Below are 26,248 nucleotides of genomic sequence, written 5' to 3'. Positions count from 1 at the left end.
TCGCGGCCAGTTCATCTGGCCGTTGCTTATCTGATTACGACTTCTAAGCCACCCTGCTGGCGATTGCGATAACTCACCTGCAAGCCGTGCAACTGGGCGATACGCTGCACAATCGAAACGCCCAGCCCGCTGCCGGTCTGCTGTTGCCCCGGCGGCCGATAGAATCTCTCCCCCAGCCTCGCCAGATGCGCTTCATCAATGCCCGGCCCCTGATCTTCAACCCGAATCCCCTGCTCGTCGAGCCACACCGTGACGTTCGACCCGCGCGGCGAATAGCGAACCGCGTTATCAATCAGGTTGCGCAGCATCAGCGAAAGCAGCAACGGCTGGCCCTGAATCGTCGCCGGTTCGCCCAGAGGTTCAAAGCGCAGCGCGATGCCGCGGGCGTGCGCGGCGGCGTCCTGCTCACCCATCACCTGCATCAGCAGGCTGGCCCAGCTGATAGGCTCAAGCTCCTCTAAACCGTCAAAAGACTCCAGCCGCGACAGGGTCAGAAGTTGATCCACCAGCCGCGTGGCGCGATCAATGCTGGTAGTGAGATTCCCCAGTGCATGTTCCCGCGCGCTGGCGTCATCGCCGGAAAGCTGCACCACTTCGGTTTGAACGCGCAGCGCCGCCAGCGGGCTGCGCAGCTCATGGGCGGCATCGGAGGTGAAGCGGCGCTCGCGCACCAGCAGCTCGCCGGTGCGGCTAAACAGCGAGTTAAGGGATGTCACCAGAGGCAAAACCTCGGAGGGAACCTGCTGGGTGGAGATGGGCGCAGCGTCGTCAGGCGCGCGGCGATGAAGATCGTCCGCCACCCGGCGCAAAGGTTTTAGCTCGCGAGTGATCAGCAGGATCATCGCGAGAAGCAGGATAGGCAAGCTCGCCAGCCACGGCATTAACTGCCCGCTGACCAGCGTCCACGCCAGATCGTTGCGATAGTCATATTCTTGCCCGACCACCACGCGGAACTGCCCGTCGGCGGTGGTCAGCCACAGCAGTCGCCACGCGTCGTCATCCCCTTCCAGCTGGCTGTCGGTGAACCCCTGCGTACTGCTGTCAAAGCGGATATGCTTGCCGTTCTCGCCATCGTTGAGCAGCATCTTGCCCTGACGATCAAAAATGGCGAAGGTCAGCGCGTCATCATCGGTATGGCCGCGATTGCCTTTATGCAGGATTTTCTTGGTTTCCGGCAGGCGCACGTCGTGCTCCACCGCCATCATCTCCGCCAGCCCCGCCCCTGCCAGCCGTTTGGCGAACAGTATCTGCTGGGTGTCGAACACTTCATTAATGTTGTGGCGAGTCTGCTGCCAGGCGATAACCGAGGCGGCCAGCCAAGTGAGCAGCGCCAAAAGGCCGAACAATAAAATCAGCCGCAGCCGCAAACTGAGACGCGCAAATCTTGCTCTCACTGGCCCTCCTCCGTGGCATCGCCCAGGGTGTAGCCCACGCCGTGGACGGTGCGGATAAAGCCGTTGCCGAGCTTCTTCCTCAAGTGGTGAATATGCACTTCAACCGCGTTGCTGCTGACCTCATCGTCCCAGCTGTAGAGCTTTTCCTGAATCAGCGGGCGAGGCAGAACCCGGCCTTTGTTGTTGAGAAACAGCTCCATGACGGTGATTTCGCGCTGGGTGAGCACCACGACTTCGCCATTTAGCGTCGCGCTGCGAGAGGCAGGGTCGAAGTGTAAACTGCCGTGGGTAACAATGGAGGTGATTTGCCCGTGGCGACGGCGGATCAGTGCCTGAAGCCGCGCCGCGACCTCCACCAGCGCAAAAGGTTTGCACAGATAGTCATCGGCGCCGGCCTGTAGGCCACTCACCCGCTGTTCCAGTGCGTCACGCGCCGTAAGGATCAGCACCGGCGTGTCTTTGCCCTCGCGCCGCCATTCCCGTAAAAGCTGCATACCATCGAGGCCCGGCAGGCTCAGGTCCAGAATCACTGCGTCATAAGGCGCGCTGTCGAGCGCCGCTTTGCCCATTTTACCGTCGGTAAACCAGTCCAGCGTAAACCCCAGCTTGCCCAACCCGGCCTTGATACCATCGCCAATCATGTTGTCGTCTTCAATCAGTAAAATGCGCATTGCTCTTCCTTAATATTCGCCCGAAATCTCCACTCTTTGATTATACGTCAACCACCTTAAGCAGTTCTTAAGATGTTCCGTGCCCTGAGCAGGAACTTCACTACCTGCTTATTCGGTCATACAGTAGAATGTCGGCAAGATATTCACCGAATGAATTGTTCATAGGAAGATCTCATGAAAGCTACAACCCTCAGCCAGTTACGCCAGTGGAAGCAAGAGAACCACAAGTTTGCGACCATTACCGCCTACGATGCCAGCTTCGCGCAGTTGTTCGCCGAGCAGGGTATCCCCGTGATGCTGATTGGTGATTCCCTCGGCATGGTGGTGCAGGGCCATGACTCTACCCTGCCAGTCACTGTCGAAGAGATTGCCTATCACACGCGCTGCGTGCGTCGCGGTGCGCCCAAGGCGCTGCTGCTGTCTGACCTGCCTTTTATGAGCTATGCCACCCCAGAGCAGACCTTCGCCAGCGCGGCCGTGCTGATGCGCGCCGGGGCCAATATGGTGAAGTTAGAAGGCGGAAGCTGGCTGTGTGAAACGGTGAAAATGCTCACCGAGCGCGCGGTGCCGGTTTGTGGTCATTTGGGCTTAACGCCGCAGTCGGTCAACGTGTTCGGCGGCTATAAAGTGCAGGGCCGTGACGAAGTGGCGGCTAACCAGCTGGTGAAAGATGCGCTGGCACTCGAAGAAGCCGGAGCACAGCTGATGGTGCTGGAGTGCGTGCCGGTCGAGCTGGCGAAGCGCGTGACCGAAGAGCTTGCCATTCCGGTGATTGGTATCGGCGCGGGCAACGTGACCGACGGCCAGATTCTGGTGATGCACGACGCCTTTGGCATCACCGGCGGCCACACGCCGAAGTTCGCCAAAGACTTCCTCACCGAGGCTGGCGACATTCGCGGCGCGGTGCGCCTGTATGTTGAACAAGTTGCTCAGGGTGTCTATCCGGGCGAAGAACACAGTTTTAAATAAGAAGGGTTATCGACGTGCTGATTATTGAAAATGTGCCGCTGCTGCGCCGTGAAATTCGTTTTTACCGCCAGAACAACAAACGTATCGCACTGGTTCCCACCATGGGCAACCTGCATGAAGGTCACATGACCCTGGTGGAAGAAGCCAAAGCCCGGGGCGACGTGGTGGTAGTAAGTATCTTTGTTAACCCGATGCAGTTCGAGCGCCCTGACGATTTAGAACGCTACCCGCGCACCTTGCAGGAAGACTGCGAGAAGCTGAACAAACGCGGCGTGGACTTAGTTTTCGCGCCGTCGCCGGCGGATATCTATCCGAAAGGCTTGGCCACCCAGACTCAGGTCGACGTGCCGGTTATCTCCACCATTCTGGAGGGCGCGAGCCGTCCGGGGCATTTTCGCGGCGTGTCGACCATCGTCAGCAAGCTGTTCAATCTGGTGCAGCCTGACGTCGCCTGCTTCGGCCAAAAAGACTTCCAGCAGTTGGCGCTGATCCGCACGCTGGTGGAAGACATGGGTTATGACATCGAGATTATCGGTGTGCCGACCGTGCGCGCCAAAGACGGTTTGGCACTGAGTTCGCGCAACGGTTATCTCACTCACGACGAGCGCAAAACCGCGCCTGAGCTGGCGAAAATCATGAACCAGCTGGCCAAGCGCCTGAGCCAAGGCGAGCGCCACGTCGAAGAGATGCTGGAAGAGACGGCGCAGCAGCTACGCGACGCCGGCTTCACCCCTGACGAGCTGTTTATTCGCGACGCCAAGACCCTGCAAGAGCTGAATGTGGATAGCACGTCGGCCGTGATTCTGATGGCGGCGTGGCTGGGTAAAGCGCGACTGATTGATAATCAGCAGGTTGATTTGACGCAGTAGACAACGGGTACTAAATCGGCAAAGATGTGGTCGATCTGGGTATCGGATTTTTTGTATTTCATCAATTTGTTATCCCAAGCCTTCCCGCTGTCGCAATGAAGCAACAGTGTGAAAGTTAAAGGTAAATGAAGGGTCACCTACATGGTACGTACTATGCTCCAAGGCAAACTGCATCGAGTTCACGTGACTCAGGCTGATTTGCACTACGAAGGCTCCTGCGCCATCGATCAAGACTTCCTCGACGCGTCAGGGATTCTGGAATACGAAGCCATCGACATTTATAACGTTGATAACGGTCAGCGTTTTTCGACCTATGCTATCGCAGCTGAACGCGGCTCACGGATTATATCGGTGAACGGCGCGGCAGCGCGCTGCGCCTGCGTCGGCGACCTGCTGATCATCTGTTCTTACGTGCAGATGTCAGACGCCGAAGCCCGCAAGCACCAGCCGAAAGTCGCCTATTTCGAAGGTGAAAACCAACTGAAACGCACCGCCAAGGCGGTACCTGTTCAAGTGGCATAACCTTGATTCAGGCATAAAAAAACGGGGCCACTGACTGGCCCCGTTTTTTTTATTTTTAAATTGCCATGCAGCCAACGCCGAGACAGCGCAAAGGATGACGTGGATTAGCTACGCAAGCCGCGGCCACGCTCAATCAAGTACCAAGCCAGCAAGTAAAACACTGCAATAAACGCCACCAACACGCCCATGGTGAACACCAACGGAACATCGGTGATCCCCAAGAAGCCGTAGCGGAAGCCGCTGATCATATAGACAATTGGGTTGAGCTTAGAAACCGCCTGCCAGATTGGCGGCAGCAGCGTCAGCGAGTAGAACACGCCGCCCAGATAGGTCAGCGGGGTCAACACGAAGGTTGGGATCAGGCTGATGTCATCAAAGGTGGTGGCAAATACTGCGTTGAGCAGGCCGCCGAGGGAGAACAGGATCGCCGTCAGCAGCAGAGTCAGCGCGATAACCCACCATGAGTGGATCACCAGCGGCACGAAGAACAGTGAAATCGCGGTGACCAAAATCCCCACGCAGATACCACGCGCCACGCCGCCGCCGACATAACCGGCAATCACCACGTGCGTTGGCACAGGGGCCACCAGCAGCTCTTCAATATTGCGCTGGAACTTGGCGCTAAAGAAAGAGGATGCCACGTTAGCGTAGGAGTTAGTGATCACCGCCATCATGATCAGGCCCGGCACGATGAACTGCATGTAGGTGAAACCATGCATTTGGCCAATCTGCGAACCGATCAAATTACCGAAAATGATGAAGTACAGCGTCATGGTGATCACTGGCGGAACCAGCGTCTGGATCCAGATACGCCCGAAACGGTTAATCTCTTTTAGCCAGATACTTTTGAGTGCAACCCAATACAATTGCGACATTATTTCGATTCCTCACTGCCGTTCACCAAGGTGACAAACAGCTCTTCCAAACGGTTAGCCTTGTTACGCATACTCAACACCTGCACGCCCTGATTGCTCAGTTGGCTAAACAGCGAGTTCAGCCCCTGCTCGCGCATCACTTCCACTTCCAGCGTCGAGGTATCCGTCAGCTTGTGGCGATAGCCTTCCAGCTGCGGCAGATTACTTTTCGGTGCCAAGTCGAGAATGAAGGTTTCAGATTTCAGCTTCGACAGCAGCTCTTTCATGCTGGTGTTTTCCACCAGCTGGCCGCCCTGAATAATGCCGATATTACGGCACAGCATCTCCGCTTCTTCCAGATAGTGGGTGGTCAGGATGATGGTGGTCCCCTGGGCGTTAAGCTCTTTAAGGAAGCCCCACATGGAACGGCGCAGCTCGATATCCACCCCGGCGGTTGGTTCATCGAGGATCAGCAGCTTCGGCTCGTGCATCAGCGCGCGGGCAATCATCAGGCGGCGCTTCATCCCCCCCGACAGCATGCGGGAACGCTCGTTGCGCTTGCCCCACAGGTCCAGCTGGGTTAGGTATTTTTCAGCGCGCTGTAAAGCCAGCGGGCGCGGAACGCCGTAGTAACCGGCCTGATTGACCACCACTTGCATGACGGTTTCAAACGGGTTGAAGTTGAACTCCTGCGGCACCAGCCCGAGCTGGCGCTTGGCGTTGACGATATCCTTATCGATGTCGTAACCAAAGACTCGAACCTTACCGGCAGATTTATTCACCAGCGAGCTGATGATGCCAATGGTGGTCGATTTACCGGCACCGTTTGGCCCGAGCAGCGCGTAGAAATCACCTGCTTCTACCTTGAGGTCGATGCCGCGTAGAGCCTGCACGCCACCGGCGTAAGTCTTGGTTAACTTCTCCAGTTCCAATGCGTATGTCATAAGTGGAGCTTACCTTGTGTAGAGAACCTTGTTATAAATTCTGGCGTTATGATTTGTTGCTTAATGGGATGCTGAATCGATATGAAATAGCGGAGTGTTGCCCTATATTAACCCATCGCAGTTGATCGGTTACAGGCTATTAACGTCCATGAATGACATTGAAACACTTAAAAATAATAACGCCCTTTGGTCAAAAACCATGGTGGAAGAAGATCCAGGCTTCTTCGAACGTCTTTCCGAATCGCAAAAACCCCGCTTTCTATGGATTGGCTGCTCAGACAGCCGCGTGCCTGCCGAACAACTGACCGGGCTTGAGCCGGGTGAACTCTTCGTTCACCGCAACGTCGCCAATCTGGTTATCCATACCGACCTTAACTGCCTGTCCGTGGTGCAGTACGCCATCGACGTGCTGGAAGTCGAGCACGTGATTATCTGTGGGCACTACGGCTGTGGCGGTGTTCAGGCGGCGGTGGAGAATCCTGAGTTGGGGCTTATCAACAACTGGCTGCTGCATATTCGCGACATCTGGTACAAACACAGTTCACTGCTCGGCGAGCTCTCCCCAGACCAGCGTCTGAACAAGCTGTGCGAGCTGAACGTGGTGGAACAGATTTACAACCTCGGCCACTCAACGGTGATGCAGACCGCGTGGAAGCGCGGACAAAAAGTCTCGCTGCACGGCTGGGTTTACGGCATTCAAGACGGGCGTCTGCGCGACCTCGAAGTGACCTCCACCAGCCGCGAAACGCTGGAACAACGTTACCGCCAAGGCGTCTCCGCCCTGCTGCACGGCAATCCGCAGTAACTGTACAAAAGAATAAAAAGCAAAAGGCACATTATGTGCCTTTTTTTGTGCCTTTTTCCGGCGTGTCGCTCTGTGTGTACTGCCCGCGTTAGAAATACTAAGGCGGGCAGCCAGCCACTTACTCTTCGAGCATCACTACTTTGCCGACGTACGGCAGGTGGCGATAGCGCTGGGCGTAGTCGATGCCGTAACCCACCACGAATTCGTCGGGGATGGCGAAACCTACATATTCGACTTTCACGTCCACTTCGCGGCGCTGTGGTTTATCCAACAGCGTACAGATTGCCAGCGATTTCGGGCCGCGCAGTTGCAGCAGTTCGCGGACTTTGCTCAGGGTGTTGCCGGAGTCGATGATGTCTTCGACGATCAGCACGTCTTTGCCACGGATATCTTCATCCAGATCTTTGAGGATTTTGACATCACGGGTGGTGGACATGCCGTTGCCGTAGCTGGAGGCGGTCATGAAATCCACTTCGTGGGAAACGTCAATGGTGCGACACAAGTCAGCCATAAACATGAATGAACCGCGCAACAGCCCGACCAGCACCATATCACTGCCGCTATCACGGTAGTGCTCGGTGATTTCACGGCCTAACTCAGCAATTCGGGTTTTGACTTCCTGCTCGGAAATCATGACGTCTACTCTGTGTTTCATATAAAGCCTAACCACCTGGAATTTGAAAGAGTCATCGCCACCACTGACCGTGATGGCGACCTTAAAGCGCGGGGATTATAACAAAGAACCAGTTAATGAGTAACGCCGTCGGATCAACCAATGCCCGCCTGATGTAAATCATGCAGATTTATCGCCCCGACCAGCACGCCGTCGCTGTTCACCACCGGCGCGGCGCTGATGTTCTGCTGGTGCAGGGCTTCCAGCGCCTCGCCCGCGCGCCACTGTTCCGGCAGTTGGAAGCCGGGGCGGGTGATGGCATTCATCAGCGGCTCGTCGAGAGTATGGCCTTTCACCAGCCAGCGGCGTAGGTCGCCGTCGGTAAATACCCCCACCACGTGGCGCTGTTTGTCGCAGACCGCAATCAGGCCCAGCCCGGTTCGGCTCAGCTCCAGCATGGCATTCATGACATTTTCCTGGCTGTCGATAACCGGCAGTCGGTCGCCGGTGCGCATCAAATGATGAACCCGATTGAGCAAGCGCGCGCCGAGGCTGCCGCCCGGATGTGAGCGAGCAAAGTCCTCTGCGCCGAAGCCGCGATGGCGCATTAAGGCCATCGCCAGCGCGTCGCCCATCATCAAAGTATTGACCGCGCTGGAGGTCGGGGCCAGCCCCATTGGGCAGGCTTCGCGCTCTACGCCGACGTCAATAATGGCATCGGCGGCCTGCGCCAGCGGGGAATCTTTGCCGCCGGTAATAGCAATCAGCTTGGTTTGGTTTTCGGCTAATAGAGGCAGGATCATGTCCAGCTCTTTGGCGCGGCCAGAATAGGAGATGAAGATCAGCACGTCGTTGCTGCCAATCATGCCTAAGTCGCCGTGCAGCGCCTCGGCCGGATGGACGAAGAAGGCTGGCGTGCCGGTGCTGGCAAGGGACGCGGCAATTTTCTTGCCGATGTGCCCGGATTTACCCATTCCCGACACCACGGCTTTGCCTGTGCAGTTGAGCAGCAACTGGCAGGCGTCGACGAAATTGTCATCCAGCCGAGTCAGCAGCCGTTGCGCCTCTTCGATTTCGATTTCCAGCGTTTCCCGCGCAAAGCCCAGCAGCGACTTTTTCATCTTATTCTCCCCTCAGAATGATGTGAATATCATGGTTTTCAGCCGCGTTACCATACAGTCTGCTGAGGCGAATGTCAGTGATCGACATATCGACTCAACAAACAAAGGCCTTAACTGGAAACCGTAAATCCAAGCATCATGCCGGTGTCTTCGTGTTCCAACAGGTGGCAGTGAGCCATGTAGGACTGCTCTTTGCTCGCCAGATAGTTGAAACGCACCAGCACCTCGCTGCGCCCGCCCTCCACTCTCACAATGTCTTTCCAGCCCGCGCGGTGCGCCGCCACTGGCTTACCATTCTCAGACAGAATGCGGAACTGGGTGCCGTGAATGTGGAACGGGTGCAGCATCATGTCGCCTTCACCGGAAATGGTCCATTTCTCGTACTGGCCCTGTTTGACATCGAAGGCCGGGCTGTTCATGTCATAAGCTTTGCCATTGATTCGGTTGCCGGTCATCAGGTCGAACTTGCCGTCATCCTTCTTACTCATGTCCATGCCTGCCATGTTGCCGTGGTCGTCATGGGACATGCCCTGCATATTCATGCCCGCCATATCGTGGCCGCCGTCGCCTGAGCCGTGGTCCATGCTCATGCCCGCCATGGACTGATGCCCATAGCGCGCCATCAGCGCCGCCATGCCCTGCTGGTCAAGGCGCGGATCCATGGAGAGCTGCAACCAGCGGGTTGGCAGGCCATCGACGGAAACCAGCTCCGGCAGTGTGATCAGTTTATCCGGTATGTTCTGCTCGCCCTGCGTCAGGGTCGGCTGCACGCGCAGCACCGGCAGAGGTTTATCGAACGGCGCAAGGGTCATGCCCATCTGAGTGACCGGCAGGGTGACGAGGTCGAAAGCTTTGGCATCCGGGCAGTTGACCAGCACTTCGAAACGTTCGCCGGGTAGCATCGGCAGCTCGCTGAGTTTCACCGGCTCGGCGAGGAAGCCGCCGTCGCTGGCAATCACGTAGAGTGGGCGACCGTCGCTGGTCGAGACATTGAGCGAGCGCGCATTACAGCCGTTGAGCAGGCGGAAACGCAGCCAGCCGCGCGACACGCCGTGCTGCGGGAAGACCACGCCATTGGTCAGCATGTGTTGACCAAACCAGCCCACGGCGGCGGTCATCACATCCATCTGGTAGTCGATCTGCCCGGCGTCGTTCAGGCGCTTGTCCTGAAGAATCAGCGGGATATCATCCACGCCCCAGCGCGACGGCAGTTGCAGCTGGTTGCTTTCGTCATCTTCAATCAGTACCAAACCGGCCAGCCCCATCGCCACCTGATAGCCACTGGTCTGATGCGGATGCGGATGGAACCAGCAGGTAGAAGCAGGCTGGTCGAGGGAGAACTGCACAGTGCGGCTGGCACCCGGCGCGATCACGCCCTGCGGGCCGCCGTCCACCTGACCGGGAATTTCCAGCCCGTGCCAGTGTACCGTGCTGGCGACATTCAGTTGGTTATTCACCGTGACCGTCACCGGCTCGCCGCGTTTGACGCGCAGCGCGGGGCCGAGGATATTGCCATTAATGCCCCAGGTTTCGGTATTCACGCCCGGCGTAAACTGGCTCTGCCCGCGCTGTAAATTCAGCACCATCACGCCTTTGGCGTTGGGTTTGAGCAGCATGGGAATCGGCAATGCTGGCCTGTCAGCAGCAAATGCCAGACGGCTCCAGCCCGGCAGCGTAGTGGCCGCCCCCATCAGTGTTGTCCATTTAATAAAGTCACGACGATGCATGTTCAGATCCTTTTGGCGATGTTCAGTGCCTCTGTCGGGGTTGGCAAAGAACGGGCAGATATAACACAGAGGGTAAACCTTCCACCAAGGGAAGGGTCAAGCAGCATTGCCGACAAAAGAAATTTAGTGTGACTCAGGGCAAATATGTTAACGTCGTTTCATTCTATCTGAGCCTGCTTTTTTCTCTTTATAAAGAACCACTCCATGAAAAAAACGACGCTAACCCTGATGTTGCTCGCCCTGCTCGGATTCTCCTCCGCCAGCCAGGCTTTAAGCGAATCAGAGGCTGAAGATCTGGCAGATTTGACCGCCGTCTTCGTGTATTTGAAAAATAATTGCGGCTACGAACAGCTTCCTAACGCGCAAATTAAGCGCGCGATTGTGTTTTTCGCTCAACAAAACCGTTGGGATTTAACCAATTACAGCAGCTTCAACATGCAGGCGATGGGTGAAGATAGCTATCGCGACCTGAGCGGGATTGCCGTCGCCAAGCCGACCAAGTGCAAGGCGCTGGCACGCGACTCCCTGAGCCTGCTGGCCTACTCTAACTAACTCCCTCTCTCGCCCGGCTTTAGCATCTTCCCACTGACTTTCGCCTCTGGCCGGGCCGCTTTCCAGCGTATTTCCCCACCTCAGCTACACTTATATTCCTAAAACGTCTGAGTAATATTCAATCGTGCATACAATGGCGATGTTGGCTATCATGTTGCCCCCATTTTCCAAGGCTGTGAATACTCAGGAGAAGATTGCACAATGTCCCAGAATCCGTCACAGAAATTGTCCGAAAAAGAAATGTGGTTTGAGACGCTGCACGCCAACTTTGGCCAATATTTTCGCGTCGAAAAAGAGCTGTATCGCGATAAAACCGAGCATCAGGATCTGATCATTTTCGAAAACGCCGAGCTGGGCCGCGTGATGGCGCTCGACGGCGTGGTGCAAACCACCGAGCGGGATGAGTTCATCTATCACGAGATGATGGCCCACGTGCCGATTCTGGCTCACGGTAAGGCTAAGAAAGTGCTGATTATCGGCGGCGGCGACGGCGGAATGCTGCGCGAAGTGTGCCGTCATACGCAGGTTGAGTCTGTCACTATGGTAGAAATTGATGCCGGCGTGGTGGAGTTCTGCCGCCAGTATCTGCCGAACCACAATGCCGGTGCCTATGACGATCCGCGCTTTAACTTGGTGATCGACGACGGGGTGAAGTTCGTCAATCAGACCAGCGAAACCTTTGATGTGATCATCTCAGATTGCACCGATCCTATTGGTCCCGGAGAAAGCCTGTTTACCTCAGAGTTTTACCAAGGCTGCGAGCGCTGTCTGAATCCGGGCGGCATTTTCGTGGCGCAAAACGGCGTCTGCTTCTTACAGCAGGATGAAGCCGTTAATAGCCACCAGAAGCTGAGTCACTACTTTAGCGACGTCAGTTTTTACCAAGCGGCGATCCCGACCTATTACGGTGGCATCATGACTTTCGCCTGGGCCACCAACAGCCCGGAGCATCGCCAGCTCGACGTTAAGACTCTGCAAGCGCGCTTCGACGCCGCAGACATTGCCTGCCGTTATTACAATCCGGCAATCCATTATGGCAGCTTTGCCCTGCCGCAATATCTACTGAATGCCCTGTCAGCCTCGCGCTGATCCGGCATCCATGAGGGGGTGAACTAAATTGCAAAAACTGAAACTGCATGGTTTCAATAACCTGACAAAAAGCCTGAGTTTTTGTATCTACGATATCTGTTATGCCAAAACGGCTGACGATCGTGACGGCTATATTGCCTACATCGACAAAGAATATAACGCGAACCGTTTGACGGAAATTCTCACCGAAACTTGCTCCATCATCGGTGCCAATATCCTCAACGTCGCGCGGCAGGACTATGAGCCACAGGGCGCCAGCGTCACGATTTTAGTGAGCGAAGAGCCAATGGACCCACGCGACGTGGATACCACCGAGCACCCTGGCCCGCTGCCAAACTCCGTGGTGGCGCATCTCGATAAAAGCCATATCTGCGTGCATACCTATCCAGAAAGCCACCCTGAAGGCGGCCTTTGCACTTTCCGCGCCGATATTGAAGTCTCCACCTGTGGCGTTATCTCGCCACTCAAGGCGCTGAACTACCTTATTCACCAGCTGGAATCTGACATTGTCACCATTGATTATCGCGTGCGTGGCTTCACTCGCGACATTAATGGCGTCAAACATTACATCGACCACTCGATCAACTCGATTCAGAACTTCATGTCGAAGGATATGAAGGCGCTGTATGACATGATGGATGTGAACGTGTATCAGGAAAATATATTCCACACCAAAATGATGCTGAAAGAGTTCGACCTTAAACATTATCTTTTCAATGCCAAGCCCGACCAATTAAGCGCGGCAGAGCATAAAGAAATTACCGACCTGCTGTATAAAGAGATGCAGGAAATTTATTACGGTCGCAATATCCCTTCGCTGTAAGATTTTTCAGCCGAACAGAGGTTAATAAGAAGTTAATAAATGGCGGGCATCACATGTCCGCCATTTTAATTTGACTTAACTCCACGCTCAGCTACATTTAATTCTTATAGAAATCCCCGCTTCTACCTAAAAAATTCACTAAAGCTGTTTTTTACATTACCTTAAGTCAAATTGATCAGAAAATGATCTACGTATTAAGTCAAATTTAAAGAATATAAAAACTAACTAACTCAAATAGTTAACCATCAAGTCTTTAAATTTAACTTAATACCTCTGTATTGATCTTATTTTGACCAAAAATGAATAGAGGCTGTTTTACCCACCTTATCCTGCGTTAGCATCCCCCCGCTGTTTTTAAAATCACCGCTCTCCTTCACCGACACAAAGAAATAATAAAATGACAATCTGTAAATTAAAGACCGTTGCCACCTTATTGGTATCGAGCTCTTTATTGGTTTCCGGGGTTTCCCGGGCCGGGGAAAGTTTGTTCAGCAGCAATACCGATGGAACACGCCACTATGTCAGTTATGGGGCGGAATATTATAAATGGGATGAAACCGTCGCTAACCAAGACGGCAAATACGTTGCAGAACATGGTCCTCGCCTGCGAGTAAACTTTGGCGCCAATAACTATCTCGATGCCCCAAGTGGGTTATTAAAAGCCTGGGACATGAGCCTGATGTTTGGCATCGTTAATTATCAGGGCAGCACGCTGGATGATAAAGCCGACGTGCCCGATGGCTCATTAAAAGGCAAAACAACCTATACCGGCTACAGCGCGGATATCACGCGCGGTTACCGTTATCGCGCCTCGGACAGCGTCTCTTTTGATGCCAAAGGGGCGTTGGGCGGGCAATTCTGGCTGCGCAATATTCGTTCCGACGATGTTTATATTGCCTCAGAGAATCGCACCCGCCAATTTAGCGCGCTGGAAGTCACGCTCCAGCCTTATGCCAAAGCTTCTCTTGGCGCAAACTGGCAGATGACCAGCGAGTCGCGCCTCAGTTTGGAAGGCGGCGCGCTGTATCCGATTAAGACCTGGACCCACAGCAATCAGGGCGGTGTCTGGCTTGAGCCGAAATCGCGCCTGTCACCGTTCACCAGCCTGACGTGGAATATCAACAAAGACCTATTTGTGAAGGCGTCCTATATTCACCAGAAATACGGTAAATCGGACGATAAACAGGGCCAGCTCGACGGTCAGAATGTCGGCTACTATCAGCCAGCCACCACCACCTCGACGCTGGGCTTAGAGGTCGGTTACTACTTCTGATCCCCGCCTTTCACTCCCCTTCATCATGAATTGCTGTTGATGAAGGGGATTGAGATTCTTCAGGTTTGCTTAGCCGCGGCAATCGCTTATCTTGGGTATCCCTTTCCCTGACTCAGACCGAATCCATGGATCGTTTTGCGACGCTGTTTGGTGTTATTGCCATTGTATTGTGGAGCATGAGCGTTGCTCTGACCCGCAGTCTGGCCGAAGCCCTTGGGCCATTTGGCGCGGCAGCCTCTATTTATACCGTGAGTGGAATTATGGTGTGGATGGCCAGCGGCCGGCCGACGCTGCGCGGGCAATCTGCGGCTTATCTGATTATTTGCGGCCTGCTGTTCGTTTTCTATATGGTGTCGTTTTCGCTGGCGATTGGTCTGGCACATAGCCGCCAGCAAACCTTAGAACTTGGCCTGATTAACTACTTGTGGCCCAGCCTGACCCTGCTGTTCGCCGTGCCGTTGCTGAAATTAAAGGTGCGTTGGTGGATGTGGCCGGGCGCGGTGTTAGCCTTTGTTGGCGTGCTATGGGCTATTAGCGGCGGGCACGGTTTGGATATCCACCAGCTGATGCGCAATGTGCGCAGCAACCCGGTGGCTTATGCGCTGGCGCTTGGCGCAGCAGTGTCTTGGGCGCTCTATTCCAATCTGGTGCGGATATTTAGTAAAGGGGCTGGGGTGTTGCCGCTGTTCTTGCTGGCAACCGGCGCGGTGCTGTGGGCGCTCTACTTCAACTACTCTTCTACCCGAATCAGAATGACCTGGCCGGCCGTCACTGAGTTACTGGTGATGGGCGCGATCACCGCGATTTCCTATCAGTGCTGGGACATCGCGATGAAAAAAGGTAATGCCACGCTGGTGGCGGCCCTCTCCTATTTCACGCCGTTATCGGCTATTTTCATCGCGGGGCTGTGGCTACATACCCTGCCGGGAGCCAGTTTCTGGCCGGGCGTCGGCATGGTGGTGGCGGGGTCGCTGCTATGCTGGAGCGCGTCGCGCGGCAAGTAAGGGCTTACCGATAGGTGGTGACGAAAGAACGGTACTTCTCGAGGACTTGCAGAAAGTCCTCTACGCCGCAAAACGCCAGACTCTCTTCATCATAATAGCTCATGCCCTCTTCCATCTCGTCGCCCTCGAATCCTAACTGGTTGGCGCGGATCATCACTTCATCGTCGGCCAGCAGCAGGGTGTATTCATGGCCTTCAATCTGGCACTGGCGCTCACTGCCTTTCAACTCGGCAAGGGCCGCTTCGACTTTATCCAATACGCTCAAGTCGCCTTTGACTTCTTCGTTCAGCCAGTGGCCCAGAACCTCGTGCCCCATTGAAAAACGAACTTTGACCTCACCGGTGATATCACGCAAAAAATCGTAGTCCATGGTTGAGTCCTCTGAAAAATTCATAACAAAAAGGGGAGCCGAGGCTCCCCTTTCAACAATGGTCAGAATATAACGATTTAGACTGCGGTTTGGAAGATAACGCCGTCAGCTTTGTCAGTATATTCGCTCAGCTTGTCGAAGTTCAGATAACGGTAGGTGTCTACTGCTGTCTTGTCCACTTCGGCCATATAGCCCAGATACTCTTCCGGCGTTGGCAAGCGACCCAGCAGGGAAGCCACCGCGGCCAGCTCTGCCGAGGCCAGATAGACGTTTGCGCCATTGCCTAGACGGTTCGGGAAGTTACGGGTAGAGGTTGAAACCACGGTCGAGCCGTCGGCCACGCGTGCCTGGTTACCCATGCACAGTGAACAGCCAGGGATTTCAACACGCGCACCGCTCTTACCGAAGACGCTGTAATAGCCCTCTTCTGTCAGCTGAGCCGCGTCCATTTTCGTTGGTGGAGCAACCCACAAACGAGTCGGCAACGCGCCTTTATGGCTGTCGAGCAGTTTACCTGCTGCGCGGAAGTGACCGATGTTGGTCATGCAAGAACCGATGAACACTTCATCAATTTTGCTGTTCTGCACAGAGGAAAGCAGACGAGCGTCGTCCGGGTCGTTTGGCGCACAAAGGATTGGCTCTTTGATCTCAGCCAGATCGATTTCAATCACTGCCGCGTATTCCGCGTCAGCATCGGCTTCGAGCAGGTTTGGATTCGCCAGCCACTCTTCCATGCCTTTGATGCGGCGCTCGATGGTACGACGATCGCCGTAACCTTCAGAGATCATCCACTTCAACAGCACGATGTTGGAGCTGAGGTACTCTTTGATCGGCGCCTGATCCAGTTTGATCGTACAACCCGCCGCCGAACGCTCTGCGGACGCATCCGCCAGTTCAAAGGCTTGTTCGACTTTCAGCTCTGGCAGACCTTCGATTTCCAGAATACGGCCGGAGAACAGGTTCTTCTTACCTTTCTTCTCAACGGTCAGGTGACCTTCTTGAATTGCGTAGTAAGGGATCGCATGAACCAGATCACGCAGGGTGATACCCGGTTGCATCTTACCTTTGAAACGCACCAGAACGGATTCTGGCATATCAAGAGGCATCACGCCAGTTGCTGCCGCAAAGGCCACCAGCCCGGAACCCGCTGGGAAGGAGATGCCGATTGGGAAGCGAGTGTGTGAGTCGCCGCCGGTGCCGACGGTGTCTGGCAACAGCATACGGTTCAGCCATGAGTGGATGATACCGTCACCTGGGCGCAGTGAAACACCGCCACGGTTCATGATGAAGTCTGGCAGAGTGTGGTGAGTCGTCACGTCAACCGGCTTAGGATAAGCGGCGGTGTGGCAGAAAGACTGCATCACTAAATCAGCAGAGAAGCCCAAGCAGGCCAAGTCTTTCAGCTCATCACGGGTCATTGGACCGGTGGTGTCCTGAGAGCCTACGGAGGTCATCTTAGGTTCGCAGTATTCACCCGGGCGAATACCGGCAACGCCACAGGCGCGGCCAACCATTTTCTGTGCCAGTGAGAAGCCTTTGTCGCTCTTAGCAACTGGCTTAGCGATACGGAACACGTCGCTAGTTGGCAGTTTCAGAGACTCACGGGCTTTGGTGGTTAAGCCACGGCCGATGATCAATGGAATACGGCCACCGGCGCGAACTTCGTCCAGCAAGACGTCAGTTTTCAGCTCAAACTTAGCAATCACTTCGCCAGTGTCGTGGTTACGCACTTCGCCGAGGTACGGGAAGATGTCGATAACATCGCCCATGTTCAGGTCAGAAACGTCCACTTCGATTGGCAGCGCGCCCGCATCTTCCATAGTGTTGAAGAAGATAGGTGCGATTTTGCCGCCCAGCACCACACCGCCGCCGCGCTTGTTCGGCACGAATGGGATGTCGTCGCCCATGAACCACAACACGGAGTTGGTTGCAGATTTACGGGAAGAGCCGGTACCGACTACGTCACCCACGTAAGCCAGCGGGAAGCCTTTTTTGTTCAGTTCTTCGATCTGTTTAATTGGACCTACGCTGCCCGGCGCGTCAGGCACGATGCCTTCGCGTTCGTTTTTCAGCATAGCCAGCGCGTGCAGAGGGATATCTGGACGGGACCAGGCATCCGGAGCAGGCGACAAATCGTCGGTATTGGTTTCGCCCGTGACTTTGAAAACGGTAACGGTGATTTTCTCGGCCAGCTTTGGACGAGACATGTACCATTCCGCATCAGCCCAGGACTGAAGAATCTTTTTCGCGTGCTCATTGCCTGCCTGCGCTTTCTCTTCCACATCGTAGAAGTTGTCGAACATCAGCAGAGTATGGGACAGCGCTTTAGCCGCGATAGGTGCCAGTTTGGCATCTTCCAGTGCGTCGATCAGCGGGTGAATGTTGTAGCCGCCCTGCATGGTGCCCAGCAGTTCAATGGCTTTTTCAGGGGTAACCAACGGGGAGGTTGTTTCGCCTTTGGCGACGGCAGCCAGGAATCCGGCTTTAACATAGGCGGCTTCATCAACGCCTGGCGGTACACGATTAATCAGCAGGTCTAACAGAGTGTCTTCTTCGCCTTTCGGCGGATTTTTCAGTGACTCAACCAACGCTGCCATCTGTGAAGCATCAAGTGGCTTAGGGACGATGCCCTCTGCAGCACGCTCGGCTACGTGCTTACGGTATTCTTCTAGCACGACTTTCTCCTCGCTCTCATTGTCATTTATTATGCCTGGCTTCCATCATCAGAACGGCGTCATGCCTGTAGGGGCAGGGTTTTTCAATCTTTCTGATGAATCGGGACACTGCGGGTATGTTGATTTCTTTGTCGTCATAACAAGTCCTTGAACCTAAGCACAGTGGCCCTTTGCGCCGAGGCAGCATAGCAGGATTTATCTCGCTTGTTAATTCGTTCACATAAAAGCAACATTAAATCTTTGCTGAATCGTTGAGCGCAGACGGATCGACTGCGCGCCCTCTCGCCGCGCATTAGAACAGCATAATAGGCTTAGATTAACAAGGGATTAAAGGCGGGTTTTGGCAAATAGCGGACATAAAAAAACGGCGCCTTTCAGCGCCGTTTGTTCAAACTCTAAAGCTTAAATTATTTCTTTTTCGCTTTAGGGTTCGGCAGGTCAGTGATGCTGCCTTCGTAGATTTCTGCTGCCAGACCCACGGACTCGTGCAGAGTCGGGTGAGCATGGATGGTCAGCGCGATATCTTCTGCATCACAACCCATTTCAATCGCCAGACCGATTTCGCCCAACAGCTCGCCGCCGTTAGTACCGACAATAGCACCACCAATTACGCGGTGAGATTCTTTGTCGAAGATCAGTTTGGTCATGCCGTCTGCGCAGTCGGAAGCGATAGCACGGCCAGAAGCAGCCCACGGGAAGGTGGCGGTTTCGTAGCTGATGCCTTTCTCTTTCGCTTCTTTCTCAGTCAGACCGACCCAAGCAACTTCTGGCTCAGTGTAAGCGATGGATGGAATCACTTTCGGATCGAAGTAGTGTTTCTTGCCAGAGATAACTTCGGCAGCCACGTGGCCTTCGTGCACGCCTTTGTGTGCCAGCATTGGCTGACCGACGATGTCGCCGATAGCAAAGATGTGTGGCACGTTGGTGCGCATTTGTTTGTCGACGTGGATGAAACCGCGGTCGTCAACTTCAATGCCTGCTGCGCCAGCTTCCAGCGATTTGCCATTTGGCACGCGGCCGATTGCCACCAGCACTGCGTCATAACGCTGTGGTTCTGCAGGGGCTTTCTTGCCTTCCATTGTTACGTAGATGCCGTCTTCTTTGGCTTCAACAGCGGTGACTTTGGTTTCCAGCATCAGATTGAATTGCTTGCTGATTTTCTTGGTAAAGACTTTAACAACGTCTTTGTCAGCCGCAGGGATAACCTGATCGAACATTTCCACTACGTCGATTTTTGAACCCAGCGCGTGGTAAACGGTACCCATTTCCAGACCGATGATACCGCCGCCCATGACCAGCAGACGCTCTGGGACGGTTTTCAGCTCAAGCGCATCCGTTGAGTCCCAAACGCGTGGGTCATCATGTGGAATAAATGGCAGTTTGATTGGACGGGAACCCGCCGCAATGATCGCATTGTCGAAGTTGATGGTGGTAGCACCGTTTTCGCCTTCAACAACCAGTGTGTTCGCGCCAGTAAATTTGCCCAAGCCGTTCACGACTTTGACTTTACGGCCTTTCGCCATACCTGCCAGACCACCGGTCAGCTGGTTGATGACTTTTTCTTTCCAGACACGCACTTTGTCGATGTCGGTTTTCGGCTCGCCGAAAATAATGCCGTGCTCTTCCAAAGCTTTAGCTTCGGAGATGACTTTCGCCACGTGCAACAGGGCTTTGGAAGGGATACAGCCAACGTTCAGACACACGCCACCGAGGGTGGAATAACGTTCAACCAGAACTGTCTCAAGACCTAAATCAGCGCAACGGAAAGCAGCAGAATAGCCCGCAGGGCCCGCCCCAAGTACCACGACCTGAGTTTTAATTTCAGTACTCATCATGACCTCTTAATTGTTTGTCCGGCGGGTCAGACGTCTTTATTTATGTCGTAACGCCCATCGTCCACCGGGTCGTTCTATCGCCCGCAGTTTACAAAATTGTTAACAAATTTGAAACAACAAACGGCATACGATTTGTGCTTTGCTACTGATAATCCCCAACAGCATGGCGAGATTAGCAGAAAAAAGCCGGCCGTTTGGCCGGCTTTTTTGGCTTACATCACCAAGCGGCGAATGTCAGACAACACGTTGTTAATGATGGTAATGAAGCGCGCACCATCCGCACCGTCGATAACACGGTGGTCGAAGGAGAGCGACATTGGCATCATCAGGCGCGGTGTGAACTCTTTACCGTTCCAGACTGGCTCCATTGCGGACTTGGAGACACCGAGGATTGCCACTTCTGGCGCGTTGACGATTGGCGCGAAGTGGGTCGTCCCAATACCACCAAGGCTAGAGATGGTGAAGCAACCGCCCTGCATTTCGCCAGCAGTCAGCTTACCGTCACGCGCTTTCTTGGAGATAGCCATCAGTTCGCGGGACAGCTCAGCGATACCTTTCTTGTTCACGTCTTTAAAGACTGGAACAACCAGGCCGTTAGGCGTATCAACCGCAACACCGATATTGATGTATTTTTTCAGCGTCAGCTTCTGACCATCTTCGGACAGAGAGCTGTTGAAGCGAGGCATTTGCTCAAGAGCAGCTGCAACGGCTTTCATGATGAAGACGACTGGGGTGAATTTCACATCCAGTTTGCGTTTAGCCGCTTCGTCATTCTGCTGTTTACGGAAAGCTTCCAGTTCGGTGATATCGGTTTTGTCGAAGTGCGTAACGTGCGGGATCATCACCCAGTTACGGCTCAGGTTAGCACCAGAGATTTTCTGGATACGACCCAATTCAACTTCTTCGATTTCACCAAACTTGCTGAAGTCGACTTTCGGCCATGGCAGCATGCCTGGCAGACCGCCGCCAGTTGCCGCAGCAGGCGCAGCTTCAGCGCGTTTAACAGCGTCTTTCACGTAGGTCTGCACGTCTTCGCGCAGGATACGGCCTTTACGACCCGTGCCCTTCACTTTCGCCAGGTTCACACCGAATTCGCGCGCCAGGCGACGAATAACCGGAGTCGCGTGAACGTAGGCATCGTTCTCAGCGAACTCGCCTTTGCTTTCTGCTTTAGCAGCAGGTGCAGCGGCTTTCTGTTCTTGCTTAGCAGGTGCAGCCGCTTCTTCTTTCTTAGCAGCAGGAGCTGGAGCAGCGCCTTCTACTTCGAAGACCATGATCAGGGAGCCGGTGCTAACTTTGTCGCCCGCAGCGATTTTGATCTCTTTCACGGTACCCGCGAACGGAGCCGGAACTTCCATTGAAGCTTTGTCGCCTTCAACGGTGATCAGAGACTGCTCAGCGGTGACTTTGTCGCCCACTTTAACCATGATTTCAGTGACTTCTACTTCGTCGCCGCCGATATCCGGTACGTTGACTTCTTTGCTGCCCGACGCCGCTGGGGCTGCCGGTGCGGCTTCAGATTTAGCTTCTTCTTTAGCCGGAGCCGCTGAACCAGAACCTGCAACCTCGAACACCATGATCAGAGAGCCGGTGCTGACTTTGTCGCCCGCAGCGATTTTGATCTCTTTCACGGTACCCGCGAACGGAGCCGGAACTTCCATTGAGGCTTTATCGCCTTCAACGGTGATCAGGGACTGTTCTGCTTCAACTTTGTCGCCAACTTTAACCATGATCTCGGTAACTTCAACTTCGTCACCACCGATGTCCGGTACGCTGACTTCTTTGCTTTCGCTTGAAGCCGCAGCAGCAGGTTTCTCTTCTGCTTTCGGTGCTGCTTTCTCTTCGGCTTTAGCAGGTGCTGCATCAGCAGCACCTTCAGCGGAATCGAAGATCATGATCAGTTTGCCGGTTTCAACCGAGTCGCCCACTGCCACTTTAATCTCTTTCACAACACCCGCTTGTGGTGAAGGAACTTCCATTGAAGCCTTGTCGCCTTCAACAGTGATCAGCGACTGTTCAGCTTCAACTTTATCGCCGACCTTCACCATAATTTCGGTGACTTCAACTGCATCTGCACCGATATCAGGTACGTTAATTTCAATAGCCATCTGTCTTTACCTCTTATGCCAGACGCGGGTTAACTTTGTCAGCATCGATGCCGAACTTGGTAATGGCCTCAGCCACAACCTTCACATCGATCTCGCCACGTTTGGCCAGTTCGCCCAGCGCAGCAACCACAACGTAGGAAGCATCAATTTCGAAGTGGTGACGCAGGTTTTCGCGGCTGTCAGAACGACCGAAGCCGTCGGTGCCCAGTACGCGGAAATCGCTGGCAGGAACGAAGTTACGGATCTGCTCGGCGAACAGCTTCATGTAGTCAGTAGAAGCCACTACCGGCGCGTCGTTCATCACCTGAGCAACATAAGGAACACGTGGTGCCTCAGTTGGGTGCAGCATGTTCCAGCGCTCACAGTCTTGACCATCACGAGCCAGCTCGGTGAAGGAAGTTACGCTATAAACGTCAGAACCTACGCCGTAGTCTTTCGCCAGGATCTGCGCTGCTTCACGTACGTGACGCAGGATAGAACCGGAGCTCATCAGCTGCACTTTGCCTTTGCTACCTTCCACGGTTTCTAACTTGTAGATACCTTTACGGATGCCTTCTTCCGCGCCTTCTGGCATGGCTGGCATATGGTAGTTTTCGTTCAGCGTAGTGATGTAGTAGTAGATGTTCTCTTGCGCTTCGCCGTACATACGGGTCAGGCCGTCATGCATGATGACTGCCACTTCGTACGCATAAGCCGGGTCGTAAGAAATACAGTTAGGGATAGTCAGAGACTGAATGTGGCTGTGACCATCTTCGTGCTGCAAGCCTTCGCCGTTAAGCGTTGTACGACCAGAAGTACCACCGACCAGGAAGCCACGAGCCTGTTGGTCACCCGCTGCCCAGCACAGGTCGCCGATACGTTGGAAACCGAACATGGAGTAGTAGATGTAGAACGGGATCATTGGCAGATCGTTGGTGCTGTAAGAAGTCGCTGCGGCCAACCATGAAGATGCGGCGCCCAGTTCGTTGATACCTTCCTGCAGGATCTGACCTTTCTCGTCTTCTTTATAGTAAGCAACCTGCTCACGGTCTTGCGGGGTGTATTGCTGACCGTTCGGGCTGTAAATACCAATCTGACGGAACAGACCTTCCATACCGAAAGTACGCGCTTCATCGGCGATGATCGGTACCAGACGGTCTTTGATAGAGTCGTTTTTCAGCATCACGTTCAGAGCACGCACGAAAGCGATAGTGGTAGAGATCTCTTTCTTCTGCTCTTCCAGCAGCTGAGAGAAGTCTTCCAGTTTCGGCAATTCAAGCTTCTGAGTGAAGTTTGGCAGACGCGTTGGCAGGTAGCCTTTCAGCGCCTGACGACGTTCATGCAGGTACTTGTACTCTGCAGAGTCTTTTTCCAGCTGAATGTATGGCAGTTTTTCCAGGTTTTCATCGGTCACTGGCACGCTGAAACGGTCGCGGATATAACGCACACCGTCCATGTTCATTTTCTTAACCTGGTGAGCGATGTTTTTGCCTTCTGCTGATTCACCCATGCCGTAACCTTTGATGGTGTGAGCAAGGATCACAGTTGGCTGGCCTTTGGTGTTCTGCGCTTTGTTCAGTGCAGCAAAGACTTTCTTCGGATCATGACCACCACGGTTAAGTGCCCAGATCTCGTCGTCGGTCATATCTTTAACCAACTCAGCAGTTTCTGGATAACGACCGAAGAAGTGCTCACGAACATATTTACCGTCACGAGACTTAAAGGTCTGGTAGTCGCCGTCAACGGTTTCGTTCATCAGTTGGATCAGTTTACCGGAGGTGTCTTTACGTAACAGCGCATCCCAACGGTTGCCCCAAATCACTTTGATCACATTCCAGCCAGCGCCCGCGAAGATGCCTTCCAGTTCGTTGATGATTTTGCCATTACCAGTAACCGGGCCATCAAGGCGCTGCAGGTTACAGTTAATGATGAAGCACAGGTTGTCCAGCTTCTCACGGGTCGCGATAGTGATCGCACCTTTAGATTCTGGCTCATCCATCTCACCGTCGCCGAGGAACGCGTAAACGCGCTGCGCGGAGGTGTCTTTCAGACCACGGTGTTCAAGATATTTCAGGAACTTAGCCTGATAGATAGCACCGATTGGACCCAGACCCATAGAAACGGTCGGGAACTGCCAGAATTCAGGCATCAGTTTAGGGTGCGGATAAGAAGAAAGACCTTTACCGTGAACTTCCTGACGGAAATTGTTCATCTGGTCTTCGGTCAGGCGGCCTTCAAGGAAAGCACGCGCGTACACGCCTGGAGAGATGTGGCCTTGGAAGTACACCAAGTCGCCGCCATCATTCTCATTGCGAGCACGGAAGAAATGGTTGAAGCACACTTCGTAAATAGCTGCTGAAGACTGGAAGGAGGACATGTGGCCGCCGAGATCCAGGTCTTTTTTAGAGGCACGCAGAACGGTCATGATCGCGTTCCAGCGGATAGCAGTACGAATGTTGCGTTCCAGCTCCAGGTTACCCGGATACTCAGGTTCGTCTTCAACAGCGATGGTGTTGACATAGTTACGGCTGGCAGCGCCAGCTGCGACGCTTACGCCGCCCTTACGTGCTTCATTCAGAACCTGATCAAGCAGGAACTGTGCACGCTCAACACCCTCTTCACGGATGACCGATTCGATCGCTTGTAGCCAGTCGCGAGTTTCGATCGGATCCACGTCATTATTTACACGTTCTGACATGGTGCTTTTCCTTATCTGTATCTAATACGTTGGTTTATCTGGAGCCTGTCTTCCTGCGCTCTGATGTTGCTGTTGCAGAAAGTGCGTGCCACTCAAAGCACACGAAGACAGGCCCGTCAGTTTAGTTGCCGCAGTTCTCAAAATAAGAACGTCAACGTTGGTCCTGGTGGACTAGTTTTCTTCCTTGCGTTGCTGTAGTCGACGTAAAGACCGGTCGCGACGACTGCGCTCCCGGCTGACATCCAGCATGACTTCCTCAATAAACGCCAGGTGACGGTGTGATGCTTCACGCGCTTTTTCCGGTTCGCGTGCCACAATCGCCTCGAAAATCCCAGCGCGATGCTTGCTCACCACCGCCAGCATTTCCCGGCGCGCATAGAGCAATTCAAAATTCTGTCGAACGTTTTTCTCCAGCATTGGCCCCATACAGCGAAGCAAATGCAGCAGCACCACATTATGCGCGGCTTCTGTGACAGCCACTTGATACTGCATAACGGCGTCCGCTTCGGCGTCAAGATCTCCGCTATCCTGCGCGACCTGAATCAACACGTGACAGTCGCGGATGCGTTGCAAATCATCGTCAGTGCCACGAAGCGCGGCGTAATAAGCCCCAATGCCTTCTAGAGCATGACGAGTTTCAAGGAGATCAAATTGTGACTCAGGATGATCGGCGAGTAATTCTGCCAGTGGGTCACTCACGCTTTGCCAGAGATTACTCTGCACGAAAGTGCCACCACCCTGACGGCGCAGGAGCAACCCTTTGGCCTCAAGACTTTGGATTGCTTCTCTTAGAGAAGGACGCGAAACATCAAACTGCTTTGCCAGTTCACGCTCAGGGAGAAGTTTTTCACCCGGGCGCAGCGTCCCTTCAAGTATTAGGAACTCAAGTTGCTGCTCGATCACATCTGACAACTTAGGTTGTCGAATTTTGCTGTAAGCCATGTGACGGTCTCTACGAATAGCAATCTGCGAGTAGCACATCTGTGAGTGCACGGAGTAAATTGGTAATACCAATTTAAAAAACGTGGCCGTAAAGTAACAAAGTATTCACCTTGTGTCCATATGGTCGCCCCGCAAATGAGCAAGGCTCGCACATTTTAACAAATATTTAGCATTCCTATTTTTTGCTCGGGTCGGGATCACATTTTTTAGATCTGGGACAAATTTCCACATTATTTGCTTATGAGTTATTCAAATGCTGCATAAAGCAGGTGCAAACTTTTGCGCATACCACTATTCTTGCCCCAACGGTAGTTCATGCTGATTTTTTGCTTCATGACAGCCGTAAATAAATAGATACAATAACTGTAATCATCGCCTTACAACTTGCTTAACTTGCAGATTTGTATGGGG

General features: G+C 53.9%; 22 protein-coding genes. 9 read left to right on the top strand and 13 right to left on the bottom strand.

The window, feature by feature from the left end:
- Positions 1-26 precede the first annotated feature (26 nt).
- Both qseC and qseB read right to left on the bottom strand, forming a co-directional pair.
- Entirely contained in the window at positions 27-1,394 is a 1,368-nt protein-coding gene (gene qseC / locus V2154_RS03135; RefSeq protein WP_353501026.1) for a quorum sensing histidine kinase QseC, read from the bottom strand.
- A complete protein-coding gene (gene qseB / locus V2154_RS03130) occupies positions 1,391-2,065 on the bottom strand; it encodes a quorum sensing response regulator transcription factor QseB (protein ID WP_353501025.1) in 675 nt (224 codons plus the stop codon). Before qseB ends, qseC begins: the two co-directional genes overlap by 4 nt.
- A 174-nt stretch (positions 2,066-2,239) precedes the next feature.
- On the opposite strand from qseB, the gene panB reads away from it, so the two are divergent.
- The 3 genes from panB (at position 2,240) to panD (ending at position 4,425) form a co-directional block, all read left to right on the top strand.
- The gene (panB, locus tag V2154_RS03125; RefSeq protein WP_353501024.1) at positions 2,240-3,034 is read left to right on the top strand and encodes a 3-methyl-2-oxobutanoate hydroxymethyltransferase; all 795 of its coding nucleotides are present in this window, start codon (positions 2,240-2,242) and stop codon (positions 3,032-3,034) included.
- A 14-nt stretch (positions 3,035-3,048) separates the two neighbouring features.
- A complete protein-coding gene (panC, locus tag V2154_RS03120; protein WP_353501023.1) occupies positions 3,049-3,903 on the top strand; it encodes a pantoate--beta-alanine ligase in 855 nt (284 codons plus the stop codon).
- A gap of 141 nt (positions 3,904-4,044) precedes the next feature.
- Positions 4,045-4,425, top strand: coding sequence for an aspartate 1-decarboxylase (gene panD, locus V2154_RS03115; RefSeq protein ID WP_353501022.1), 381 nt, complete (start codon positions 4,045-4,047; stop codon positions 4,423-4,425).
- Between the two features lie 104 nt (positions 4,426-4,529).
- Here panD and V2154_RS03110 read toward each other — a convergent pair whose 3' ends face one another.
- On the bottom strand, positions 4,530-5,300 hold the full coding sequence (locus V2154_RS03110) for an ABC transporter permease (RefSeq protein WP_353501021.1): 771 nt from the start codon (positions 5,298-5,300) through the stop codon (positions 4,530-4,532).
- Positions 5,300-6,223, bottom strand: coding sequence for an ABC transporter ATP-binding protein (locus tag V2154_RS03105; RefSeq protein WP_353501020.1), 924 nt, complete (start codon positions 6,221-6,223; stop codon positions 5,300-5,302). Before V2154_RS03105 ends, V2154_RS03110 begins: the two co-directional genes overlap by 1 nt.
- A 148-nt stretch (positions 6,224-6,371) precedes the next feature.
- Here V2154_RS03105 and can point away from each other — a divergent pair, with 148 nt between their 5' ends.
- On the top strand, positions 6,372-7,028 hold the full coding sequence (can, locus tag V2154_RS03100; protein WP_034787270.1) for a carbonate dehydratase: 657 nt from the start codon (positions 6,372-6,374) through the stop codon (positions 7,026-7,028).
- 118 nt (positions 7,029-7,146) lie between these two features.
- Here can and hpt read toward each other — a convergent pair whose 3' ends face one another.
- From hpt to cueO, 3 genes are all read right to left on the bottom strand, one after another.
- Complete coding sequence (gene hpt, locus V2154_RS03095) at positions 7,147-7,683, bottom strand: hypoxanthine phosphoribosyltransferase (protein WP_353501019.1); 537 nt, start codon at positions 7,681-7,683, stop codon at positions 7,147-7,149.
- A gap of 113 nt (positions 7,684-7,796) precedes the next feature.
- On the bottom strand, positions 7,797-8,762 hold the full coding sequence (gutQ, locus tag V2154_RS03090; RefSeq protein WP_353501018.1) for an arabinose-5-phosphate isomerase GutQ: 966 nt from the start codon (positions 8,760-8,762) through the stop codon (positions 7,797-7,799).
- Between the two features lie 110 nt (positions 8,763-8,872).
- On the bottom strand, positions 8,873-10,489 hold the full coding sequence (gene cueO / locus V2154_RS03085; protein WP_353501017.1) for a multicopper oxidase CueO: 1,617 nt from the start codon (positions 10,487-10,489) through the stop codon (positions 8,873-8,875).
- A 204-nt stretch (positions 10,490-10,693) separates the two neighbouring features.
- Between cueO and V2154_RS03080 the strand changes: the two genes are divergently transcribed.
- From V2154_RS03080 to yddG, 5 genes are all read left to right on the top strand, one after another.
- Complete coding sequence (locus tag V2154_RS03080; protein ID WP_034787248.1) at positions 10,694-11,041, top strand: YacC family pilotin-like protein; 348 nt, start codon at positions 10,694-10,696, stop codon at positions 11,039-11,041.
- Between the two features lie 225 nt (positions 11,042-11,266).
- Positions 11,267-12,130 carry a polyamine aminopropyltransferase gene (speE, locus tag V2154_RS03075; RefSeq protein WP_353503898.1) on the top strand — a complete coding sequence of 288 codons (864 nt, stop codon included), beginning with the start codon at positions 11,267-11,269 and terminating at the stop codon, positions 12,128-12,130.
- 28 nt (positions 12,131-12,158) lie between these two features.
- The gene (gene speD, locus V2154_RS03070; RefSeq protein ID WP_353501016.1) at positions 12,159-12,953 is read left to right on the top strand and encodes an adenosylmethionine decarboxylase; all 795 of its coding nucleotides are present in this window, start codon (positions 12,159-12,161) and stop codon (positions 12,951-12,953) included.
- A gap of 397 nt (positions 12,954-13,350) precedes the next feature.
- A complete protein-coding gene (locus tag V2154_RS03065; RefSeq protein WP_353501015.1) occupies positions 13,351-14,226 on the top strand; it encodes a hypothetical protein in 876 nt (291 codons plus the stop codon).
- Positions 14,227-14,351: 125 nt separating this feature from the next.
- Positions 14,352-15,230, top strand: coding sequence for an aromatic amino acid DMT transporter YddG (gene yddG, locus V2154_RS03060; RefSeq protein ID WP_353501014.1), 879 nt, complete (start codon positions 14,352-14,354; stop codon positions 15,228-15,230).
- A gap of 4 nt (positions 15,231-15,234) precedes the next feature.
- On the opposite strand, the gene yacL is transcribed toward yddG, so the two are convergent.
- From yacL to pdhR, 6 genes are all read right to left on the bottom strand, one after another.
- Positions 15,235-15,600 carry a protein YacL gene (gene yacL, locus V2154_RS03055; RefSeq protein WP_034787239.1) on the bottom strand — a complete coding sequence of 122 codons (366 nt, stop codon included), beginning with the start codon at positions 15,598-15,600 and terminating at the stop codon, positions 15,235-15,237.
- 77 nt (positions 15,601-15,677) lie between these two features.
- Positions 15,678-18,275, bottom strand: coding sequence for a bifunctional aconitate hydratase 2/2-methylisocitrate dehydratase (acnB, locus tag V2154_RS03050; RefSeq protein ID WP_353501013.1), 2,598 nt, complete (start codon positions 18,273-18,275; stop codon positions 15,678-15,680).
- A 407-nt stretch (positions 18,276-18,682) separates the two neighbouring features.
- Positions 18,683-20,107: a dihydrolipoyl dehydrogenase gene (gene lpdA, locus V2154_RS03045; protein WP_353503897.1), complete on the bottom strand. Its 1,425-nt coding sequence runs from the start codon at positions 20,105-20,107 to the stop codon at positions 18,683-18,685.
- A gap of 215 nt (positions 20,108-20,322) precedes the next feature.
- A complete protein-coding gene (gene aceF, locus V2154_RS03040) occupies positions 20,323-22,218 on the bottom strand; it encodes a pyruvate dehydrogenase complex dihydrolipoyllysine-residue acetyltransferase (RefSeq protein WP_353501012.1) in 1,896 nt (631 codons plus the stop codon).
- Between the two features lie 13 nt (positions 22,219-22,231).
- Complete coding sequence (aceE, locus tag V2154_RS03035; RefSeq protein ID WP_353501011.1) at positions 22,232-24,895, bottom strand: pyruvate dehydrogenase (acetyl-transferring), homodimeric type; 2,664 nt, start codon at positions 24,893-24,895, stop codon at positions 22,232-22,234.
- A gap of 171 nt (positions 24,896-25,066) precedes the next feature.
- Entirely contained in the window at positions 25,067-25,837 is a 771-nt protein-coding gene (gene pdhR / locus V2154_RS03030; RefSeq protein WP_034787223.1) for a pyruvate dehydrogenase complex transcriptional repressor PdhR, read from the bottom strand.
- Between the last annotated feature and the right edge of the window lie 411 nt (positions 25,838-26,248).

Origin of the sequence: Ewingella sp. CoE-038-23, from assembly GCF_040419245.1 — a bacterium.
Classification (GTDB): domain Bacteria; phylum Pseudomonadota; class Gammaproteobacteria; order Enterobacterales; family Enterobacteriaceae; genus Ewingella; species Ewingella allii.
This window is presented reverse-complemented; position numbering and strand designations above follow the sequence as displayed.

What these genes read in the sequence shown, in the direction of transcription:
- qseB (WP_353501025.1), bottom strand. Translation starts at nt 2,065, where the DNA reads ATGCGCATTTTACTGATTGAAGACGACAACATGATTGGCGATGGTATC.
- panB (WP_353501024.1), top strand. Translation starts at nt 2,240, where the DNA reads ATGAAAGCTACAACCCTCAGCCAGTTACGCCAGTGGAAGCAAGAGAAC.
- panD (WP_353501022.1), top strand. Translation starts at nt 4,045, where the DNA reads ATGGTACGTACTATGCTCCAAGGCAAACTGCATCGAGTTCACGTGACT.
- V2154_RS03110 (WP_353501021.1), bottom strand. Translation starts at nt 5,300, where the DNA reads ATGTCGCAATTGTATTGGGTTGCACTCAAAAGTATCTGGCTAAAAGAG.
- V2154_RS03105 (WP_353501020.1), bottom strand. Translation starts at nt 6,223, where the DNA reads ATGACATACGCATTGGAACTGGAGAAGTTAACCAAGACTTACGCCGGT.
- can (WP_034787270.1), top strand. Translation starts at nt 6,372, where the DNA reads ATGAATGACATTGAAACACTTAAAAATAATAACGCCCTTTGGTCAAAA.
- hpt (WP_353501019.1), bottom strand. Translation starts at nt 7,683, where the DNA reads ATGAAACACAGAGTAGACGTCATGATTTCCGAGCAGGAAGTCAAAACC.
- gutQ (WP_353501018.1), bottom strand. Translation starts at nt 8,762, where the DNA reads ATGAAAAAGTCGCTGCTGGGCTTTGCGCGGGAAACGCTGGAAATCGAA.
- cueO (WP_353501017.1), bottom strand. Translation starts at nt 10,489, where the DNA reads ATGCATCGTCGTGACTTTATTAAATGGACAACACTGATGGGGGCGGCC.
- V2154_RS03080 (WP_034787248.1), top strand. Translation starts at nt 10,694, where the DNA reads ATGAAAAAAACGACGCTAACCCTGATGTTGCTCGCCCTGCTCGGATTC.
- V2154_RS03065 (WP_353501015.1), top strand. Translation starts at nt 13,351, where the DNA reads ATGACAATCTGTAAATTAAAGACCGTTGCCACCTTATTGGTATCGAGC.
- yddG (WP_353501014.1), top strand. Translation starts at nt 14,352, where the DNA reads ATGGATCGTTTTGCGACGCTGTTTGGTGTTATTGCCATTGTATTGTGG.
- yacL (WP_034787239.1), bottom strand. Translation starts at nt 15,600, where the DNA reads ATGGACTACGATTTTTTGCGTGATATCACCGGTGAGGTCAAAGTTCGT.
- lpdA (WP_353503897.1), bottom strand. Translation starts at nt 20,107, where the DNA reads ATGAGTACTGAAATTAAAACTCAGGTCGTGGTACTTGGGGCGGGCCCT.
- aceF (WP_353501012.1), bottom strand. Translation starts at nt 22,218, where the DNA reads ATGGCTATTGAAATTAACGTACCTGATATCGGTGCAGATGCAGTTGAA.
- aceE (WP_353501011.1), bottom strand. Translation starts at nt 24,895, where the DNA reads ATGTCAGAACGTGTAAATAATGACGTGGATCCGATCGAAACTCGCGAC.
- pdhR (WP_034787223.1), bottom strand. Translation starts at nt 25,837, where the DNA reads ATGGCTTACAGCAAAATTCGACAACCTAAGTTGTCAGATGTGATCGAG.